This is a genomic window from Halalkalibaculum sp. DA384 (assembly GCF_043951955.1).
Taxonomy (GTDB): domain Bacteria; phylum Bacteroidota; class Rhodothermia; order Balneolales; family Balneolaceae; genus JAMQKA01.
This window is the reverse complement of the sequence record NZ_JBINJE010000030.1, coordinates 22124-42275: the sequence shown is the minus strand read 5'-3', so window position 1 is coordinate 42275 and position 20152 is coordinate 22124. Positions and strand designations below refer to the sequence as shown.

The window sequence follows — 20152 nt, the reverse complement described above, 5'->3', positions numbered from 1 at the left end:
CAAACATGAAAAATTGTGGATTGTTGAATGGGACAGAGTGTATGTATCTGGCATGAAGTTATTGAAGGGATACCCAAGCCAGGAAATTAACAACAACAGTAAGATTAAATTTTGATTGTCATGGAAAACAGAATCAACAGGAAAGATTTCTTGAAAACGTCGGCGGTGACAGGTCTGGGGTTGTCGATGGCCCCCTTTTCAGTACTCAGGGGACAGGATGACCGGACGATATCACTGGGATTTATGGGGGTGGGTTCCCGTGGCACCAGTCACCTGCGAGGCATGTTGCAGCGGGACGATGTACAGGTCAATGCCATCCTGGATCCGAACGAGGAGAATCTAAACCGGGCGCTCAAGATGGTAGAGGAGGCCGGACAGGAGCGTCCTGATGGATATTCGAATAAAGAGGAGTATAACGACCTTTGCCAGCGAGACGACCTCGACGGAGTCATTATCGCTTCCCCGTGGGTGTATCATACCCGGCAGGCGGTAGCGGCCATGAAAAATGGGAAATATGCCGGGGTAGAAGTCCCGGCCGCCCTGACAATCGAAGACTGCTGGGAGCTGGTTCACACTTCGGAGCGAACCGGCATGCCCTGCATGATGCTGGAAAATGTGTGTTACCGCCGCGATGTGATGGCCGTGCTGAATATGGTGCGGGAGGGACTATTCGGAGAGATGATTCACGCCCGGTGTGGGTACCAGCACGATTTGACCCCTTTCATCTTTAATGAAGATCTGGAATTTGGGCCGGGAACCGGCAGCGTATCCAGCTGGAGGACCAAGCATTACACAAAACGTAATGGCGACCACTATCCTACCCACGGGATCGGCCCGGTGGCCCACTGGCTCGATATCAACCGCGGAAACCGGTTCGTGAAGCTAACCTCGCATGCAACCAAGTCGCGCGGACTGGAAAGCCACATAAAATATTACGGGGGAGAGGATCATCCGAATGCCGATGTGGAGTGGAAAACCGGTGATATTATCACAACGACCATTACTACGGCAGAGGGAGAGACCATTATCGTGACGCTGGATACCACGCTTCCGCGCCCCTATTCCCTTGGATTCAGGGCACAGGGTACGAACGGCTTGTGGGAGCTCGAACGCGATGCAGTACATATCCGGGGGCGGAGCGAAGCCCACAGGTGGGAGGAATTCGATAAATACCAGGATGAGTTTGATGCCGACCTCTGGAAACGGCTGGAGCAGGAGGCGGAGGGTTCTGGACACGGCGGGATGGATTACTTTGTAAGAAATGCCTTCGTAGAATCAATAAAACGGCAGGCCTCCACCCCGCAGGATGTTTATGATGCGGCGGCCTGGAGTGTAATACTTCCGCTCTCCGAAAATTCTATCGCTGCAGGCGGATCTCCCGTTGAGTTTCCCGACTTTACCAGCGGACAGTGGATTAACAACAAACGAATATTCGATCCCAACGGGGAATATTAATATCAGATCGGGCTATCTGTGAAGTAGTTCAGGGAAGGACTCCGATCCCCCTTGTTAGTAAAAATAAAAATGTCAATGCCAGTGCCACATGCAGTTCATGTGGCCAGAATCGTCCTATAGCTTTTCAAAATGGTTGGAAATTGCTACCATCAAGCGGTATCAATATATAGGTATGATTAGTAAATATTGCGGATGTAATTTTTCAATTGAGTAGCTATAGTTTGCCATATGCTACAAACGAAGCAGGCTTGTTACAACCTGTTGGGGGAGATCCCGATACAGACATGTTCCAGAAAATAATCTCAAACAACCAATTGTCTCTATGAAGCGTAAAAAAAACGTAGAATCATTGAATCCGAATGCCGATTTTTCTTTTTACGATGAGCGGGAGAAGGTGACGTATCACGAGCAGATTCCCACCCAGATCTTTGGTGATGCCGGGGAAGCATCTAAAATGGTGGCCATGGAAATTGCCGATTTGATTCGCACTCGCAACGAAAATGACGAAACTACCGTGCTGGGACTGGCAACCGGGTCAACCCCGACACAGGTGTATGACGAACTGGTACGACTGCACCGGGAGGAGGGGTTGAGTTTTGCCAATGTTGTTACATTCAACCTCGACGAATACTATCCCATGCAGCCCAATTCTCTGCAGAGCTACGTGCGTTTTATGAATGAGCACCTGTTTAATCATATCGATATTCCGGAAGACCAGGTGCACATACCGGACGGAACGATTCCCGAAGACCAGATCACTTCATATTGCCAGCAATACGAAGAGGAGATTGTGGAAGCCGGTGGAATCGATATTCAGCTGCTGGGGATCGGGCGTACCGGTCATATTGGCTTCAATGAGCCGGGATCGCGGCCCGACTCCCGCACCCGCCTGATTACGCTTGACAAGATCACCCGGCGCGATGCCGCCAGCGACTTCTTCGGGGAGGAATATGTACCCCGCCGCGCGATCACCATGGGAATCGGTACCATCCTGGATGCAGACAGAATTTTTCTGATGGCCTGGGGAGAAGGAAAAGCTCCCATTATCCGGGAAGCGGTGGAAGGACCCGTCAAGGAAAGTGTGCCGGCTACATACCTGCAGAACCATGACAATACAACGGTGGTCCTCGACCGCGCCTCCAGTGCCGAACTGACGCGTTCGAAAACTCCCTGGCTGCTCGGGGTATGCGACTGGGACGACAAGCTGATGCGCCGCGCCGTGGTATGGTTGTGCCAGCAGGTGGATAAACCGGTGTTGAAACTGACCGATGAGGATTACAATGAGCACGGCATGGGCGACCTGATAACCCAGTACGGTCCGGCCTACAATATCAATCTGAAGGTGTTCAACGAGCTTCAGCACACCATAACCGGCTGGCCGGGAGGCAAGCCCAACGCCGACGATACCAACCGCCCGGAGCGAAAATCTCCCTTCCCCAAACGGGCGCTTATTTTCAGTCCCCACCCCGATGATGATGTCATCTCCATGGGCGGTACGCTGATTCGTCTGGCCGAGCACGGCCACGAGGTGCATGTCGCCTACCAGGTGTCCGGAAATATTGCGGTATTCGACGACGATGTGATCCGTTTTGCCGATTTTGTCTCGGAATACCAGGAGCTGTTCGGGATGGATCAGGAGCCGGCCGAGTCGATGCTCTCGGAGATCAGGAACTTCCTGAACAACAAGGAGCCGGGGCAGGTAGACTCCGAAGAGGTCCAGCAAATAAAGGGACTGATACGTCGGGGAGAGGCCAAGGCGGCCGCCCGCTACTGCGGAGTGCCCGAAGATCATCTCCACTTTTTGGATATGCCGTTCTATGAGACGGGTCGTGTAAAGAAAAAGCCGCTCTCCCAGGATGATGTTGATATCGTTGTGGAGCTGCTGAGGGAGGTAAAACCGAACCAGATCTATGCTGCGGGCGACCTTTCCGATCCGCATGGAACCCACCGGGTATGCCTGAAGGCGATATTCCAGGCGCTTGAGGCGTGCCGGGGGGATGACTGGATCGACGACTGCTACGTATGGCTGTACCGCGGAGCCTGGCAGGAGTGGGATATCAACGATATTGAGATGGCCGTACCGCTGAGTCCGCAAGAGCTGGCCAAAAAGCGAAAGGCTATTTTCAAACACCAGTCGCAAAAAGATCGCCCGCTGTTTCCCGGGGCCGATGAACGGGAGTTTTGGCAGCGTTCGGAGTCGCGAAACCGAAATACCGCCAAACTTTATGACCAGCTGGGACTGGCCGAGTATGAGGCGATAGAGGCTTTTGTGCGGTATCAGCTGTAGGCCAATTCGGTGGCAGAAGCCGGATTTATCCCAACTTCCGGCAGCGATTATTTCCGGGTAGCTGGCCTGCATTGCTCCCCGAAAATATAAAAAGCCCCATTGTAGAACCACTATTTTTGGGAGGTGGGGTACTGATCTTATTCCCCTTTTAAACGGAAGCACAACTCCCAAAAGAGGAATTGAGGGTTTGCAAAACCCTCATAAAATCATTCCTGTCAGTAAAAACTTTGCAAAACGTCGGGTTTTATCGCTTTTTGAACAAAACAAACAAATCACAGTGTAAAGTAAAACGATCGAGATGAAAAAAGTGTCCTACTTTTGGGCTTTACTGATTATAATCGCGGGATGCAGCGAATCAAGTGATAACAGGCAGCAGGAGGATCTGCCCCGTATCGCTATTGCGGGCCTGGCCATTGAATCAAGCACCTTTTCTCCCGCCGTTACCCATGAAGAGGCGTTCCACGCCCGGAGAGGAGATGACGTGTTCTCCTTTTATCCCTTTTTGGCCCCCGACTCGCTGAATCGAAAACGCGCCCACTGGATTCCGACACTCAGGGGACATGCACTGCCGGGGGGCATAGTAACGAGGGAAGCGTACGAGTCGCTGGTAACAGAGACGCTTGACAGGCTCAGGGAGAACGGCCCTTATGACGGGCTGTTCTTCGATATTCACGGGGCGATGAGTGTGGTTGGTCTCGATGACCCGGAGGGAGATTTTATCACCAGGGTCCGGGAAGTTGTAGGGGAGGAAACCATTATTTCAACCTCGATGGACCTGCATGGGAATGTCTCCAGGCGGCTGGCCAGGAATACCGACCTTATTACCTGCTACAGGATGGCTCCGCATGAAGATGCGCTGGAGTCGAAAAAACGGGCGGTGGAAAATCTGCTGGAGAGGATCGAGAGTGGAAAAGGCAAGCCCGAATATAAAGCGTGGATTCCGGTGCCGATACTGCTGCCGGGTGAAAAAACAAGTACGAGAGTGGATCCCGCAAAAAGTTTATATGCGAAAGTCGCCCCGGCAGCCAACCAGGAAGGAGTAATCGATGCAGCTATCTGGGTGGGATACGCCTGGGCGGACGAACCTCGTAATCATGCCGCGGTCATGGTTACCGGGGATGACAGGGAAAAAGTGACAAGTACCGCTGAAGAACTCGCCACCAGTTTTTGGGAGGTGCGGGATGAATTTGAATTTATCGCTCCCACGGCATCCCTCCAGAAAAGCCTGGACAAGGCTATTGCCAGTGATAAGAGCCCCTTCTTCATCAGTGATATGGGAGATAATCCAACTGCCGGGGGCGCCGGGGATGTAACGTGGACGTTGAGAAGAATTTTGGAACGACCTGAGTTCAAGTCGGCAGACGGCCCTTCCCTGATATATGCCTCCTTACCGGGACCGAAACTGGTGGAGCAAGCCGTGCAGGTGGGCGTGGGGGGCGAAGTCAGCGCATATGCCGGGGCTCAGGTAGATGACCGGTTTTCTCCCCCGATACAACTTACCGGGACCGTAACGGCGATTGAACACGGCGACCGGGATGCTGAAACGGAAGTGGTGGTAAAAATTGGCAGCGTAAATGTGATCGTAACCAAGAAGCGGAAGCCGTATCATCATGAGGATGATTTTACGCGCCTCGGACTCAATCCCCGGGAAACCGATGTTGTGGTCGTCAAAATCGGGTACCTGGTTCCGGAGTTATACGAGATGCAGGAGGGTTGGATCATGGCATTGACACCCGGCGGGGTGGATCAGGACCTGGAACGGCTGAATTATGAGAGAATTCAAAGGCCGATGTTCCCACTGGACGAAGACATGGAGGATCCCAACCTGGAAGCTCGGTTGATACCTGCTTCGGATGAATTATAGACAGAATCAGGTTCAATCCGGCTACCGGCGGCTGTTGGTGTCATTTTTATTGCGTGTGGAACTCAATCAGCCGCTGCATGGGGCGCTGTATGAATTTCCCGGGCGTCAGGTCGTACGAGGTGAGAAGCCTTGAGATCATACCGCGGTAGGCATGCCCCAGGGACCCGATGAAGTGTATCTGATAATCTTCGGGCGATTCATATTTCAGAATAATACGCTCAATAAATTCCCTGAAGCCGGACTCCAGCATCGATTGTACATATGGATGTCCGCGATTCTCACCGAGAAATGAGCTAAAAGAGGCCACGTAACGACTGGATTGCTCGTTGTGATATATCCCTTCTACAATCAATTCCAGGTCCATTTCGTACTCCTGTTCAAGCGTTGTTTTGAGATCAGCGGGCAGCTCATCCCTGTAGTAGCGATTCAGCAGTTGCTGCCCGAAGAAACCGGCACTCCCTTCATCTCCCAGGATATAGCCGAGGGAGGGGATCTGCTGCACAATGCGGGTTCCGTCGTAACGGCAGGAATTCGATCCGGTCCCCAAAATGCTGACAATACCCGGTTGGTCGAAACAGCAGGCGCGTGCGGCTCCCAGAAGATCTTCATGAACCTCGGCCCGCACGCCCGGGAAAACCTGATTCAGGGCCTTCTCCATACCGGTAATTTTTTCCGGGGAATCGCAGCCGGATCCATAAAAGAGGATGCACTCGACCGCATGCTCCCTGAGACTGGGTCTTAAGCCGCTCCGAAGTACCGACTTGATGCTTTCCGTTGAATGGAAATAGGGATTCAGTCCCTCTGTCTTGTATCGCTGAACGGTTCCTCCCGCCAGGAGGGCCCAGTCCGTTTTTGTAGAACCACTATCTGCAATTAATACACTCATTGATTATTATTCATTTTTAATTCAAACCTGCATTCAAACAGCACGATTATGAGACTCAAATATAGAGGTACGGTTTTCTGTGTCGTACTTTTCGCATTTTTAATGACCGACAGTCACGCTCAATCGACCGAAAAAAAGCCGGATTTCGGAGCATACTACTACCACAAAAAGACGCTTTTTGAGCATCTTCCCAATGCGGAGAACGAGATTATATTTCTGGGAGACAGTATCACCGACGGAAACGAGTGGGCTGAGCTGTTCGGCAGCCCTAGGCTGAAAAATCGGGGAATCTCCGGCGATGTGACGGATGGCATCCTGTATCGTCTTTCGGAGGTTACTGAATCCAGTCCCGCCCAGGTGTTTATCATGATAGGCGTAAATGATCTGGCTCGCGGAATTCCGGTTGAAACGGTTATTTCCAACTATGAGAAAATTCTTGACCGAATTCGGCGTGAAACGCCCCGCACGGAAATCTATGTCCAAAGTATTTTGCCGGTAAATGACGAGTTTTCCCAGTTTTCTTCTCATACTGATAAAACCCCGCAAATTAAAGAGGCCAATAGCCGCCTGGCGGCGCTGGCCCGGGAAAAGGAAGCCATTTTTATCAACCTTTTTGATGATTTCAGCACAGGCGAAGACAAACTTAATCCCGATTATACCGAAGATGGCCTCCATTTAAATGGTCAGGGATATGTGGTTTGGAAATCGGTTGTTGATTCGCATCTGGATCTGTGATTTCGGATTACTCAATATTGCTTGGTCAGCGCTTCGAATGTATGCCAGCACTCGTACATCGCCCGGGGTACATGAAAACACCCTTTCCACTTGCTGCCCTTTAGCGTGGTATAGCGTTCGCCCCGGCGGTTCAGGTATCCGAACCATTCGCCCTGCTCTGCGTCGGAAAAACGGGACCAGCTGTACTCGTGGACCTGGTCATACCATTCCAGGCATTCTTCCCGACCGGTCAAAAGGTATCCCCTGGAAAGGGAAATAAGGGTTTCAAGATGAACCCACCACAGCTTCTGGGTCCACTCCAGTTGCAGGGGAGGGTGCCCCTCGGCGTCGAGAAAATAATAGATCCCGCCATATTTGTCATCCCATCCAAAATCGAGCAGCTGCAGCGTTCGGTCTGTAGCCCGTTCAATCAGCGACTGGTCCTTGCGGCGCCGGCCGATCTCCATGATAAACCACATCGCCTCGATGCCGTGTCCCGGGTTGACCAGGCGACCCTCGTAGCTGTCGGACCAGCTGCCGTCTTGCAGCACATGCTCGCGGATAATTTTTTTGTCCGAATCCCAGAATACCTCCATCACCTCGTGAATGCACCGGTCGAGTGTTTTTTCCACTTCCCCGGTGTCCAATGCTTCTTCCATCTCAAGGGTGAGCACACTCAGTATCATCGGCAGGGCAAATCCTTTGAGGGGACGGGTACCCGGGACCGATTTCTCATACTGCCCCTTGGGATTATCCTGCCTGCGGAGAATATTCTGGTAGGTTTGAACCGCAATTTCCCTGGCTTCCGTATCGCCCGAGGCCTTTCCGTAGGCCTGAAATCCCATCGCCGCAAAACAGTCCGAAAAAATATTGTAGGGTTGGATCAGGGGTTCTCCCCGGCGGGTGAGCGAGAAATACCAGTTCCCTTCGGTATCACGCCCGTGTTTTTTTAGAAACTCGTACCCGGTTCTGGCTATCTCCAGCCATCTTGGTCGCGATTCCACGCGGTTGTAGAGCATCGAAAATGTCCAGACCTGTCGTGCCTGCAGCCAGATGAATTTGTCGGTGTCGTAGACGGTTCCGTCCCGGTCGAGACAGCTGTAGTAGCCGCCATATTCTTCATCGATGGAATGATTTTCCCAGAAAGGGATCACGCTGTTTAGCAAGGTATCTTTGTAAAGCTGAGCTAATTCGGTAAATGTCTGTTTTGGCATAGTGTTGATATCCGGATTTCAAATTTATCAGAGGGTATATCCAGCGAACTGGCCCGCATTTCTCACCAGGAAATTGGTTTTTTAGCAAGGCGATTTGTCCTACAACGCAGCTGAAAGGCGAATTTCGCAGCCCATTACAGACTGTAATGATGATTTGGCAATAAAAAACGGTATAAGTTATTGTCATCCATAAAGTTACATGATTTTGTCCAAAATACTCGTGAGAAATCCGGGCTAGGGAGATTTTGCCACCAGCGTGCGGTAGGTCAGGTTTTCCAGCTTTTTGCCGTGGTCGGGCAGAAACAAGCTGACAAGGTATCCTGTAATTACGCACACCGGTATCCCGATCAAGGGATAGATATAAAAATGGATCGGCGTGTGGAATTTAACAAAATAGAGGGCGATCAGGCTGATTGCAGCCCCGGTCAGCGCTCCGGTGCCGTGGGTGCGCTGCGTAAAAATGCCGAGGATGAAGATGCCGGCAAGAGCACTGCTGAGCAGCCCGATGATCTCCTGGAAAAAGAAATAGAGAGACTGAATCGGGAAACTGGCCAGCAGGCAGGCTATGAGCGTTCCCAGTGCGCCGACGGCAACAGTGACCCAGCGTGCCAGTCGAAGCCGGGTCGACTCGCGAGAGGCCGGCACAAAACGCTGGTAAAAATCGACGGTGGCCACCGTGGCGATACTGTGCATGCTGCTGTCGAGGCTCGACATCGAGGCGGAAAAGATGCCGGCGATCAGCAACCCTGCAAATCCAACCGGCAGCTGTTGGCCGATAAAGAGCGGAAATACCTGGTCGTTCTGCATCCCGACGGAGAGAAATTCGGGATTAAGCTTGTAAAAGACGTAAAAGCAGGTGCCGAGCGCAAAGAAAAGAAAGCCGGTGGGAATGGAGATGATGCCGTTTGTCCAGATGCTGTCGGCTGCTGATTTTTCGTCTTCGGTGGTCAGATAGCGCTGGATGACCGCCTGGTCGGTGGTATAGGGACCAAACTGCAGGGCAAAGGAGCCCAGGAAGATCGACCAGGTAGCGAGGGCGGTAAAGCTGAAATCCAACTCCAGGAATTGAAGCTTTTCGTTCGCCACGGCGGTCGTGTATACCACATCTAGTCCCCCTACATAGTCGGTAATGAAGTAGAGGCTGTAAAGTATGCCGCTGATAAGAATGACCACCTGCAGCACGTCACTCCAAATGACCGCCTCAATGCCGCCGAGGGTCGTGTAGACGATAGCCAGCAGTCCCATCAGGACGATGGCGGCATAAATATTCATATCCAGGATGGCTGTGAGCGTCAATGCGGGCAGGAAGACGACGACACTCATTCTGCCGAGCTGAAACAGTATAAACGAGATGCTCCCGAAAAGGCGAACGCCCAGGTGGAACCGCTTTTCCAGGTATTCATAGGCCGAGGTCACATTCAGCCGTCGGAAAAAGGGCAGGTAGAAATAGATGACCACAGGGGCCATCAGGAAAATTGTAAAATAGGCGATAAATACGATCCAGTTGTCGGCAAATGAGAGGACCGGCGTCGAAATAAAGGTGATGGCGCTCAGCTGCGTGGCATAAATGCTGATGCCCGCAGCCCACCAGGGAATACGGTTGCCCGCCAGAAAATAGTCGTCGGTGGCGTTTTCTCGACGAGAAAAATAGATTCCCATGCCGACGAGAATAAGTCCATATAGTCCCAGCGCCGCGTAGTTTACCCATCCAAACGTCAGGGTTCGGGCCTCGATCTGCCCCCTCCATATGTTGGCGCTGCGGACCCCGGGGCGTATTTCACCGCTGGCAATGAGGATATCTTCATCCCATTGAACGGCCCGGGTGGTCACCGGTGCCGGGGTTGGCAGTTCTCCAATTTTATCATAGGTATCGGTAATGGTGTGGTAGGAAAGAATATCCCTGGAAAAGGGCTGCTCTTGCTGCAGGTTGGAGAGGAGCTGCCGGTTTAGCTGATCCACTTGCTGTTGAATGGCCCCTTTTTGAGAAGGGCGGCTGACCGTGGCCATCCGGTTATTGAGGCTGTCGATCCGGGCACTTATTTGCAGCCGTTCCACCAGGGCGTCTCCCGGGTCGCCCCCGAAAATGAGGATGTGGGCATCTCCCGTCGCTATGGCGGTTCCCCCCATGACGGAACGCCCGTTTCCATGAAGGTTGTGAGCTATCGGTTCCAGTGACTCCCACTCACTGGATTTAATATTAAAGCGATAGGTGTCGCTGAGCACCTCCATGGAGCCGTCTGGATTGACATTGCGGCCGCTGAACAGGAAAAAATAGGGCGTATCTCCCTTGTGCTGGCCTGCAGCCACCGGGAGCACACGGGCCGCACCGGGCCACGCGGGGAGAGATTCCCAGTTGAGATCTTCGCCCTGTTGCGAGAGATCGAGCTGCCAGAAACTTTTCGAGGCCCCCGGTGATGCCAGTGAATGCTGCCCTCCCGCAACGTAGACTCGGTCATTGAGGCGTGTGGCTCCCATAAATGCCAGCGGGCGGGGCAGGGGAGGGAGCTCCCGGATTTCGATCGACTCTTCCCCGGGATTCCACTTTAGCCGGTATACGTTCCGTTTGACTTCCGTTCCATCAGCGCCTCCGATGAGCAGCAGGCTCTCTCCGTCGCGAATTGTTGCGCCATACGCGAGCGGGTGGGGTAGTTTCAGCTCGGGATCGGACAGCCAGCGATACCCGGAAGTGTCTTTTTGCAGGATGTAGATCTGATCGTGAAACACCTTTGACCCGTTTTCCCATGGCGGAGCCCCGGGAAAATTTGCTCCTCCCGCCACAATCAGCGCATCCCCCGCACGGCCAGCAAAAGCGCCGGCAACGCCCGCCGGGTTGGGCAGGTCAGGCAGCCGGTTCCAGTTTACAATATCCTTGGAAAGTGGTTCCGCCGGCGGGGACTGCGCCTGCAACAGAAGAGGAGAAAGCCAGAGCAACAGCAAAATAGAGAGCGCCCGCCCGATACTCCCCGTAAAATGGGTCCGGGAAAACTGCATTGCGGGAGAACGTGATAACTGAATTGGATGCAGGATAAACATATAACCAAAGTCTTAAAATTCAGGCACCAAAAGTACCAGGATGTAACAATCGTATAGAGAATTCTTCTGTAAAACTTTGGCTTGGAAGGCTGACAACAGGTTAATAAAAGAATTGAAAAGCTCAAAAAAATATTTGCGTCTCCCCGTTTTTGCTGTGACGCCTTCGCTTCTATCGTAGCCAACCTGGGTTATTATACTGCAAGATTGCTCTCTTTAGGGTGGTTTTAGGAAAAAATATCAATATAGAGGTAATGAGTTTGAATTTTTGAGTAGATATCACTCCAAATCTTAATCATCATGGGGTATGAAACAGGCTTGGAAGATTAAATAAATAGAAATCACAACCAAACAACCTAAAATAAAACACAACTTATTACAATCTGATTAAATAAATGAGAAGGGATTCCGGAAAATAATCTCTAAATCGAAAATAAAGGAAGTTATGAAAACCAGGATACGTTCAGCACTAATGTTTTTGATGTGCCTCGCTTTTTCCATGCAGGTACATGACGCAACAGCCCAGGCTCAGCAGCATACCGTTACGGGTACGGTAGTAGAACAGGAGTCTGGAGAAACACTACCCGGTGTGAATGTAATTATAAAAGGAACTACCCAGGGTACGGCAACTGATGTGGACGGGATGTATGAGATTGAAATAGCCGAAGACGACACGCTGGTGTTTAGTTCCGTGGGTTTCCAGTCTCAGGAGATCCCTGTTATGGGGCGATCTGTCATTGATGTGGCTATGGTCGCAAGTACAGGTCAATTGGACGAGGTAGTCGTCATTGGCTACGGCGAGCAGTCGCGGGCCACCCTGACCACCTCGGTAGCCAAGATGGATACTTCGGTCTTAGAAAACGTGCCGTTTACCAATGTGGCATCAGCGCTGCAGGGCAGCGTGTCGGGACTGCGCGTGCAGAACACCACCGGCCAGCCCGGTGCTGCGCCACAGGTTGTACTGCGCGGCGGAACCTCTATCAGCAATCCCGATGGAGCCACGCCTCTTTATATTGTTGACGGGGTTAAAAGAAATAATCTCAACGATCTGAATTCCAACAATATTGAAAGTATCCAGGTACTCAAGGATGCCGCCTCTACAGCTATCTACGGTGCCAGGGCTTCCAACGGGGTTATTATCGTGGAGACAAAGTCCGGACAGCGCGGGAAGACCCAGGTGAACTACCAGACGAGCGTGCAGATGTCGAGACTGGGCGACTTTTATGACCTTGGCAACGCCCGCGAGTATATACGGTTTGCGCGGCTGGGGATGGCGGCTACCGGAGAGAAGCACCCGCAGTATACCAGTCGGTTGGATCTGCCAATCGGGTTTGGAATAGGCAACGACCTGACCAAAAATACGGCGTTTACGCCGCAGTACCTCACCCCCGAAAATGAGCACAAGCTGGACGAAGGCTGGCAAAGCATGCCGGATCCGCTGGATCCCTCAAAGACGATCATCTTTAACGATACCGACTGGCAGGACAAGCTTTTCAGAACGGGGCTGACCACCAATCACTATCTCTCCGCATCCGGGGGATCGGAAAACGCTACTTATCGAGTTGGCGTAGGCTTCCTGGACAGCGAAGGGGCGGCGATCGAAACCGGCTACCAGCGCCTGAGCCTGGATGCCAGCGGCGATGTCCAGGTCCGTGACAACCTGAATGTGCGCGGAAATGTCAATTTTACAAACTCAAGCGATGACCAGGTGTTCAATGTAAATCATATTTTCCAGCGGGCACTGGGTCTTCCTCCCACGGCCAAGTTCCGGTATGAAGACGGGACGTTGGCTCCCGGGCAAAACCGCACGATCGGGAACCCGGTGTATCATCTCAACCAGAGTCTCGCCGAAAACAACCTGAACCGGATAACGCTCGGGTTGAACGCCACCTGGGAAATTATTGACAACCTGACGTTTGAACCTTCAGCTTCGCTGTACGCTGTCCAGGGAATCGACAACTCATTCCAGAAAGCCTACTACTTTTCTGCAAATCAGCTGATCGACTCCCGAAATGCCTCGGCCTCTCACAGCATGTACTGGCAGAAGGAAGTTGATGGCGTGTTCACCTATACCGACACATTTGCGGGAGATCACAACTTTTCTGCGAAGGCCGGCTTTTCTTACTACGATCGAAAGAACTACAGCCTGTTTGCTGCGGGGCGTGGAGCCGCCACCGATAATATTCCCACGCTTAATGCCGCTTCCGAGGAAACCGCTGTTTCCAGCAGCACTTCCCACCAGGTGATCGCCGGATATTTCAGCAGGGTGAGCTACGACTACAAGCAGAAATACCTGTTGTCGGCCTCTGCCCGGTATGACGGCGCGTCAAACCTCGGCGACAACAATAAGTGGGGATTTTTCCCGGGCATCTCGGTGGGATGGAATGTGCATGAGGAAAATTTCTGGTCCGAAATGCCGGATCTCCTGTCCTCTCTCAAGCTGCGGGGAAGCTACGGGGTCAACGGAAATATCAGCGGCCTGTCAGATTTCCACGCGCAGGGACAGTACAGCGTAGGTTCAGAATACAACGGGCAGCCGATGGTAGCCAGCACCCGACTGCCCAATCAAAATCTCAAGTGGGAACGCTCCCGCACCGTTGATTTCGGGTTTGATCTGGGTCTTGTCAACGACCGTGTCAGCGTGCTGTTTGACTATTATCGCAGGGTGACGGATGACCTGCTCCAGGACCTGCGACTTCCCCACTATACCGGATTTCAAAGTATCCTCACCAATCTCGGTTCACTCGAAAACAAGGGAGTTGAATTTGAAGTACAGGCCGATATCATCCAGGAGCGGGCGGGCTTTAACTGGTCATTTGGAGCCAACGCCTCCTATAACCAGAACAAGATTCTGAAGCTTCCGGAAAATGACAACGAAAACAACCGCATCGGCGGAATTCTTGTCTACGATCCCGAGGTGGATGACTACGTCTACAAGGGCGGACTGCAGGAGGGAGGCCGCCTGGGCGATATGTACGCCTACAAGCAACTGGGTATATACGCCACGGATGAGGAGGCTGCCCAAGGTCCGACCGACATGCTGGTTGCCGGGTCCGACAAAACCAAGTTCGGCGGCGATGTGAAATGGCTGGACAAAGATGAAAACGGGATTATTGACACCCGTGACCAGGTTTACGCCGGCAATATCTATCCCAACTGGACCGGGGGATTCAGCAATACCTTTACCTACAATAATCTTTCACTTCTTGTGCGCACCGATTTTGCGCTCGGTCACACAATCTACCATGAAAGCCTGGCCCGGTTTAACGGCCAGTTCCAGGGCGATATCAATATCTCAAAAGAGGTTGTGGAGAAGTCGTGGCTGCCAGATCGCAGGGATACGGACGTACCCCGGTATTACTGGGCCGACCAGTTGGCACAAAACAACCTTTTCAGGGGAAATACCCGGTACTATGAGAAGGGGGATTACCTCTCACTGCGGGAAATAACGCTAAGCTATACCATCCCCAATGACTGGATCAGGGGATTGGGCCTGAAGAGGGTGCGGGCGTACGCTACGGGCAACAACCTGCACTACTTTACCTCTTACAAGGGTTTGCTCCCGGAAGAGGGCGGCCAGGACAGTGGTCGCTATCCCAACCCGCATAGCTTCATTTTCGGTATCGACCTGAGCTTGTAGACTGGAATAGTGAGAAGGGTTAATTCAATGAATTTTAAAGAAATCAGGATAACACAATGAAAAAGCTAACAACCATAGTGCTTTTGGGAGTCGGTCTTTTAACGGCCGTCTCATGTACGGAAGACCTGCAACTTTCGCCCACCAGTACCATAACGGCAAATTCGTTTTGGGAAAATGAGCAGGATGTACAGGGTGGATTAAACAGCATGTATCAATGGTTCCGTCCCCAGGCAGCTTCCAATCTGTATATCTGGGGTGGAGCACGGAGCGAAGAGATGTCGTACGGACTTCAGGCCTCGGAAGGGCTGGAGCGCTATTTTGAGAACACGATAGATGCCAACTTTGCCGGCCCGGACTGGCTGCGGCTGTATACCACCATCTACACCGCCAACCTGGCGCTCCATGAGATTCCGGATATCGCCTTCACCAGCGAGGATGACAAAAACAGAGCGCTGGCGCGGGCTCACACGATGCGGGCCTATGTGTACTTTATACTGGCGCGTACCTGGGGCAATGTGCCTTTGGTGACCGAGCCAATCGAAGGAATCCAGGGAGAGGGAAGCACCGGCAAACCGCAGGCCGACGTCAGTGAAATCTTTCAGCTGATCAAGCAGGACCTGGACACCGCACTTGACCTGTTCCCGGATGACAGCTTTCCAAGCTGTCGCTGCACCTGGTCGCGACCGGCCGCAAACGCCCTGAAAGGGAACGTGTACCTCTGGACGGCCAAGCGCATGGGCGGGGGAGAATCGGATCTTCAGACCGCACTTACCGCCCTGCAGGAAGTTCAGTCTGCCAATGTAGGCCTGCTGGATGATTTTAATGACATCTTCCGCTATGACAACAAGGGCAACCAGGAGATATTGATGGCTGTACACTTCGAGGACCTGGAGTCAGGCAGCATGTATAACAACCTCATGTATGTTCGAAATGACCAGATCCCGCAAAATGTGACCCAGGAATCCGACAGCCTGCTGGGACTGGGCGGCGGACTCAACCGCTGGGGACCTTCGGAGACACTCAGAAACCAGTTTACGGATGATGACAGTCGAAAAGATGCTTCGTTCGTGGAGGTGGAGGAAGTGGCCGGAAACGATACGACCCTCTATGCTACCGCTGTGCGAAAGTTCAGGGGATTTGTCAATGAAAGCGGTCGCAACTTCATGGATGATGTGATCTTGTACCGTTATGCCGACGTCCTGCTGATGATTGCAGAGGCCAAGAACGCCCTTGGGCAGGATCCTTCAACCGAAATCAACCAGGTACGCCAGCGTGCTTACGGCGACGATTATACTGACCACGTATTCTCAAACGGGTCGCAGCAGGCCAACGACGAAGCCATTTTACAAGAGCGGCTGCGTGAACTCGCGTTTGAAGGCAAGCGCTGGTGGGATCTGGTGCGGTTTGGCAAAGCATTTGAACTGGTGCCTTCTCTGCAAAACAGGCAGGGACAAGATCACCTGCTGCTGTGGCCCATACCGCAAAGTACACTCAGCCTGAATGGCGAACTCGAACAAAATCCCGGCTACACGCAAGACTAGTTTTGTTCCCTGAAAGGGATACTATCCCATATCCCTTTTCCCTGACCCGAAATCTGAGCCTTTCTCTCCCGCCAGCCTCTGGCAGGGGAGGGGCCGGATTCGGGAATTAACTAAAACCTGTTACCGGCAAAAAAGGATACCGATTCTTTTAATCAATGGGGCAACCTCCCAAGCTCCCTCTTCCAGTGGAGATTTTTTTGAGTAGGTATATCAGCCAAAGTGGTAATGAACTATTGGTGAACGTAAAAAAGTACTTCCCTGGAAGAAGGAGAAAAGGAGAAATGATCCGCTTATAATTTGGGACCGGTCCTTAACCGGTAAACGCATTAACGGTGATTTTTCGCTAATTTTGATGTTTGAAAGCTCATGTTGAATCAGGCGGGTTCTATAGGTTTATTAAGAAAGGCTTCGAAAAACCGCTGTCTTCAAAGATCTCCAAGACTGACAAGTCATCAAAAATTACTGTCTTTTTAAAAATAAATTTAACTGGGCCGAAAAATGAGAATATCTGTATTTGGAAAGTAAAAACGGTCGTGAAATGATGTGTCATATGAAACAAGGAATTACTTTTACCCTTTTACTACTCGTACTATTTGCAGGTTGTAGAAGCAACCAGGAGACAACAAGGCAGGATGAGGTTCCTGCAATACAAATATCGACCAGCCAAACCGTTCGGCCGGTGCTGATCGGCAAGGAGGCCAACCCTGTGCTCAGGATAGCAGTGGATGTTCGTTCGGAAGGTCAGGTAGAGCAGTTTGAGATCTCCACCGGTGGCACTACGGATCTGGATGATATTGATGAAATTGCACTCTTTTACACGGGAGAGGACTCGGTTTTTAATACAAAAAATTCGCTGGATGTGGCCGGATCGCCCAAAAAAAATATTGCACTCAGGGCCGAGCAACAGCTGCCTCGTGGAGTCCACTACTTCTGGGTTTCCTATAAAGTCAATCCTGAAGCAGACCTGCTGCACAGGGTAGATGCCGGATTGGACAGGGCGCTGCTGGCCGGAGGGCAGACTGTCAATCCCGTGAGCAGATCGGGGGAAGGAGCATTAAGACTGGGATTTGCACTGCGACAGCGCGGTCAAAACGGGGTGCATACCTACCGTATCCCCGGGCTGGTAACAACCAACAGCGGTACGCTCATTGCGGCCTATGATATCCGGTACGATAACTCCAGCGATCTGCAGGGTGATATCGATGTGGGCATAAGCAGGAGTTTTGACAAGGGACAAACCTGGCAGCCGATGCAGATTATTATGGATCGGGGAGAGTGGGGCGGTCGTCCGGAAGAGGAAAACGGCGTCGGCGATCCTTCGATTCTGGTTGACAGGGAAACCGGTACCATATGGGTAGCCGGGCTCTGGACACACGGTATGCCGGGACAGCGTGCCTGGGATGCTTCCGGCCCTGGGTTGAGCCCGGAAGCGACCGGTCAGTTCCTGCTGGTCAAAAGTGAAGATGACGGGGAGACCTGGTCGGAGCCGATCAATATTACGAGGCAGATAAAGAAGCCGGAATGGCAGCTGCTGCTCCAGGGTCCCGGCCGCGGTATCACGATGAGCGATGGAACGCTGGTATTTCCTGCCCAGTTCAGGGATGCGGACGGCATGCCCTACTCCACGATCATCTACAGTAAAGATCACGGGAAGACTTGGAATATCGGTACAGGAGCGAAATCCAATACCACCGAAGCACAGGTCGCTGAGCTGAGTGACGGCTCGCTGATGCTGAACATGCGCGATAATCGCGGGGGATCGCGGTCCGTATATACGACGGAGGATCTCGGCCGAACGTGGACCAGGCATCCCACGTCCCGCTCCGCCCTGAAAGAGCCGGTCTGTATGGCCAGTCTCATCCACTTTCCGCACCTGGAGGGGGTAACCGGCAAGCACTGCCTCCTTTTTTCCAATCCCGACAGCAGGGAAGCCCGTAAAAATATGACTATTAAAATGAGCCGGGATGATGGAATGAGCTGGCCTGAAAACAGACAGGTGTTGCTGAATGGAAACAGGGGCTTTGGGTACTCCTGCCTGACGGCCGTCGACGAACAGACCGTGGGAATATTGTACGAAGGGGTTCGCGAGCTCTATTTTCAAAAAGTCAGAATTTCAGAACTTTCAGATGGATGACAACGGGTGTGTCGCACACAGGTTCGAAGGCACGTTCGTAAAACGAAATTTTCAGAAACAGGGATTGTACAATGAAACGATTCGATTTTTTACAGTTAACCACGCTCCTCGCGGGAGCAGGTTACCTGCCGTTCCTCGGAAATGAGGTAAATAAGCGTCCTGGTATTGAGCAGCAAAGAGGATATAACATACCGCTTATTGACCTGGCCGGCGAAACCGACCGGCAGGTTATCGTTGACCGGGAGGAGGGGCAATATTTGGGCCACCCGACAACCGTATTGCTGGACGACCGGAAAACCATACTGGCGGTCTACCCGAAAGGTCACGGCAACGGGCCGATAGTGATGAAAAAAAGTATTGACGGCGGATTATCCTGGAGCGATCGCCTTTCCGTGCCGAAAAACTGGTCGACATCCAGGGAAGTGCCCACTATCTACCCGGTAGTTGATTCGGAGGGAAATAAGCGCCTGATTATGTTTTCAGGACTCTACCCCATAAGGATGGCAGTTTCTGGGGATGAGGGCGACACCTGGTCGCCACTCGAACCGATCGGTGATTTTGGCGGTATTGTTGCGATGTCAGATCTTATCCGGTTAAAAGATGGGTCACACATGGCTTTTTTCCATGATGACGGCCGTTTTATTGACGGGGAAGGCGAGCCGGGGCAGTTTTACGTATACAAGACGCGCTCAATGGATGGAGGCCTGAGCTGGACGGACCCGGTAGTCGTCGCTACCCATCCGGAGGCTGATTTGTGCGAGCCGGGCCTGCTCCGCTCTCCAGACGGTAACCAGATTGCCATGCTCCTGCGGGAGAACAGCCGCCGGTTTAATTCATTTGTCATCTTTTCCGACGACGAGGGAACAACATGGAGCGATCCGGTGGAGCTTCCCGGCGCGTTGACCGGCGACCGTCACCAGGCGGTATATACCCATGACGGCCGTTTGTTCATCTCATTTCGGGATATGACGCACGTTTCGCCAACCAGGGGCGACTGGGTGGGATGGGTCGGCCGGTATGAGGACATCCTCAATCCCCGTCGCGAGGGACAGTACCGGGTGCGGCTTATGGATAATAAGCATGACTGGGACTGCGCATATCCTGCACTGGAACTTTTGCCGGACGGAACCATTGTGGCTACGACATATGGTCACTGGGAAAAGGAGAAAGAACCCTATATCGTGAGCGTACGCTTTAAAATGCACGAACTGGACAGTAAATTTCAACAGTTGGATTAAACTGGCTGTCTCACCAATACTTTTTATATCTGCTGGATCTTGATAGTACCGGTAAAGTAAACACAGGTACTGGTATTAAATTGACGGAACCTTTGCAAAACCTGCTATTTTATTGGAAGGTTAGTTGTACCGCCGACCGTATTGACTTT

Annotated in this window: 11 protein-coding genes; 8 read left to right on the top strand and 3 right to left on the bottom strand. The window is 52.2% G+C overall.

All coding sequences use genetic code 11. The features are described from left to right. The first annotated feature begins 120 nt into the window (after positions 1 to 120). The 3 genes from ACG2E4_RS14710 to ACG2E4_RS14700 all read left to right on the top strand — a co-directional run bounded on the left by ACG2E4_RS14710 (position 121) and on the right by ACG2E4_RS14700 (position 5606). Complete coding sequence (locus ACG2E4_RS14710) at positions 121 to 1455, top strand: Gfo/Idh/MocA family protein (protein ID WP_395277009.1); 1335 nt, start codon at positions 121 to 123, stop codon at positions 1453 to 1455. Positions 1456 to 1777: 322 nt separating this feature from the next. Further along, complete coding sequence (gene nagB / locus ACG2E4_RS14705) at positions 1778 to 3742, top strand: glucosamine-6-phosphate deaminase (RefSeq protein WP_395260865.1); 1965 nt, start codon at positions 1778 to 1780, stop codon at positions 3740 to 3742. A 298-nt stretch (positions 3743 to 4040) separates the two neighbouring features. Then, positions 4041 to 5606 carry a M81 family metallopeptidase gene (locus ACG2E4_RS14700; protein WP_395277008.1) on the top strand — a complete coding sequence of 522 codons (1566 nt, stop codon included), beginning with the start codon at positions 4041 to 4043 and terminating at the stop codon, positions 5604 to 5606. Between the two features lie 46 nt (positions 5607 to 5652). Here ACG2E4_RS14700 and ACG2E4_RS14695 read toward each other — a convergent pair whose 3' ends face one another. Then, positions 5653 to 6492 (bottom strand): hypothetical protein, encoded by an 840-nt coding sequence (locus ACG2E4_RS14695; RefSeq protein WP_395260869.1) that lies wholly within the window; start codon positions 6490 to 6492, stop codon positions 5653 to 5655. 48 nt (positions 6493 to 6540) lie between these two features. Between ACG2E4_RS14695 and ACG2E4_RS14690 the strand changes: the two genes are divergently transcribed. Then, complete coding sequence (locus tag ACG2E4_RS14690) at positions 6541 to 7227, top strand: GDSL-type esterase/lipase family protein (RefSeq protein ID WP_395260871.1); 687 nt, start codon at positions 6541 to 6543, stop codon at positions 7225 to 7227. An 11-nt stretch (positions 7228 to 7238) separates the two neighbouring features. On the opposite strand, the gene ACG2E4_RS14685 is transcribed toward ACG2E4_RS14690, so the two are convergent. Together ACG2E4_RS14685 and ACG2E4_RS14680 are read right to left on the bottom strand one after the other, a co-directional pair. After that, complete coding sequence (locus ACG2E4_RS14685; RefSeq protein WP_395260873.1) at positions 7239 to 8420, bottom strand: AGE family epimerase/isomerase; 1182 nt, start codon at positions 8418 to 8420, stop codon at positions 7239 to 7241. Positions 8421 to 8654: 234 nt separating this feature from the next. Beyond that, positions 8655 to 11411, bottom strand: a complete 2757-nt coding sequence (locus tag ACG2E4_RS14680) for a sodium/solute symporter (protein ID WP_395277007.1) — start codon at positions 11409 to 11411, stop codon at positions 8655 to 8657. Between the two features lie 484 nt (positions 11412 to 11895). Between ACG2E4_RS14680 and ACG2E4_RS14675 the strand changes: the two genes are divergently transcribed. From ACG2E4_RS14675 to ACG2E4_RS14660, 4 genes are all read left to right on the top strand, one after another. Beyond that, positions 11896 to 15090 carry a SusC/RagA family TonB-linked outer membrane protein gene (locus ACG2E4_RS14675; RefSeq protein WP_395277006.1) on the top strand — a complete coding sequence of 1065 codons (3195 nt, stop codon included), beginning with the start codon at positions 11896 to 11898 and terminating at the stop codon, positions 15088 to 15090. 56 nt (positions 15091 to 15146) lie between these two features. Beyond that, positions 15147 to 16631, top strand: coding sequence for a RagB/SusD family nutrient uptake outer membrane protein (locus tag ACG2E4_RS14670; protein WP_395277005.1), 1485 nt, complete (start codon positions 15147 to 15149; stop codon positions 16629 to 16631). A 550-nt stretch (positions 16632 to 17181) separates the two neighbouring features. After that, positions 17182 to 18765, top strand: coding sequence for an exo-alpha-sialidase (locus ACG2E4_RS14665; protein ID WP_395277004.1), 1584 nt, complete (start codon positions 17182 to 17184; stop codon positions 18763 to 18765). A 71-nt stretch (positions 18766 to 18836) separates the two neighbouring features. Next, positions 18837 to 20003 carry a sialidase family protein gene (locus ACG2E4_RS14660; RefSeq protein WP_395277003.1) on the top strand — a complete coding sequence of 389 codons (1167 nt, stop codon included), beginning with the start codon at positions 18837 to 18839 and terminating at the stop codon, positions 20001 to 20003. The last annotated feature ends 149 nt before the right edge of the window (positions 20004 to 20152 follow it).

Bases quoted from the DNA above. Each gene is read 5' to 3' on its own strand.
- ACG2E4_RS14710 (WP_395277009.1), top strand. From the start codon at position 121: ATGGAAAACAGAATCAACAGGAAAGATTTCTTGAAAACGTCGGCGGTG.
- nagB (WP_395260865.1), top strand. From the start codon at position 1,778: ATGAAGCGTAAAAAAAACGTAGAATCATTGAATCCGAATGCCGATTTT.
- ACG2E4_RS14700 (WP_395277008.1), top strand. From the start codon at position 4,041: ATGAAAAAAGTGTCCTACTTTTGGGCTTTACTGATTATAATCGCGGGA.
- ACG2E4_RS14695 (WP_395260869.1), bottom strand. From the start codon at position 6,492: ATGAGTGTATTAATTGCAGATAGTGGTTCTACAAAAACGGACTGGGCC.
- ACG2E4_RS14690 (WP_395260871.1), top strand. From the start codon at position 6,541: ATGAGACTCAAATATAGAGGTACGGTTTTCTGTGTCGTACTTTTCGCA.
- ACG2E4_RS14685 (WP_395260873.1), bottom strand. From the start codon at position 8,420: ATGCCAAAACAGACATTTACCGAATTAGCTCAGCTTTACAAAGATACC.
- ACG2E4_RS14680 (WP_395277007.1), bottom strand. From the start codon at position 11,411: ATGCAGTTTTCCCGGACCCATTTTACGGGGAGTATCGGGCGGGCGCTC.
- ACG2E4_RS14675 (WP_395277006.1), top strand. From the start codon at position 11,896: ATGAAAACCAGGATACGTTCAGCACTAATGTTTTTGATGTGCCTCGCT.
- ACG2E4_RS14670 (WP_395277005.1), top strand. From the start codon at position 15,147: ATGAAAAAGCTAACAACCATAGTGCTTTTGGGAGTCGGTCTTTTAACG.
- ACG2E4_RS14665 (WP_395277004.1), top strand. From the start codon at position 17,182: ATGAAACAAGGAATTACTTTTACCCTTTTACTACTCGTACTATTTGCA.
- ACG2E4_RS14660 (WP_395277003.1), top strand. From the start codon at position 18,837: ATGAAACGATTCGATTTTTTACAGTTAACCACGCTCCTCGCGGGAGCA.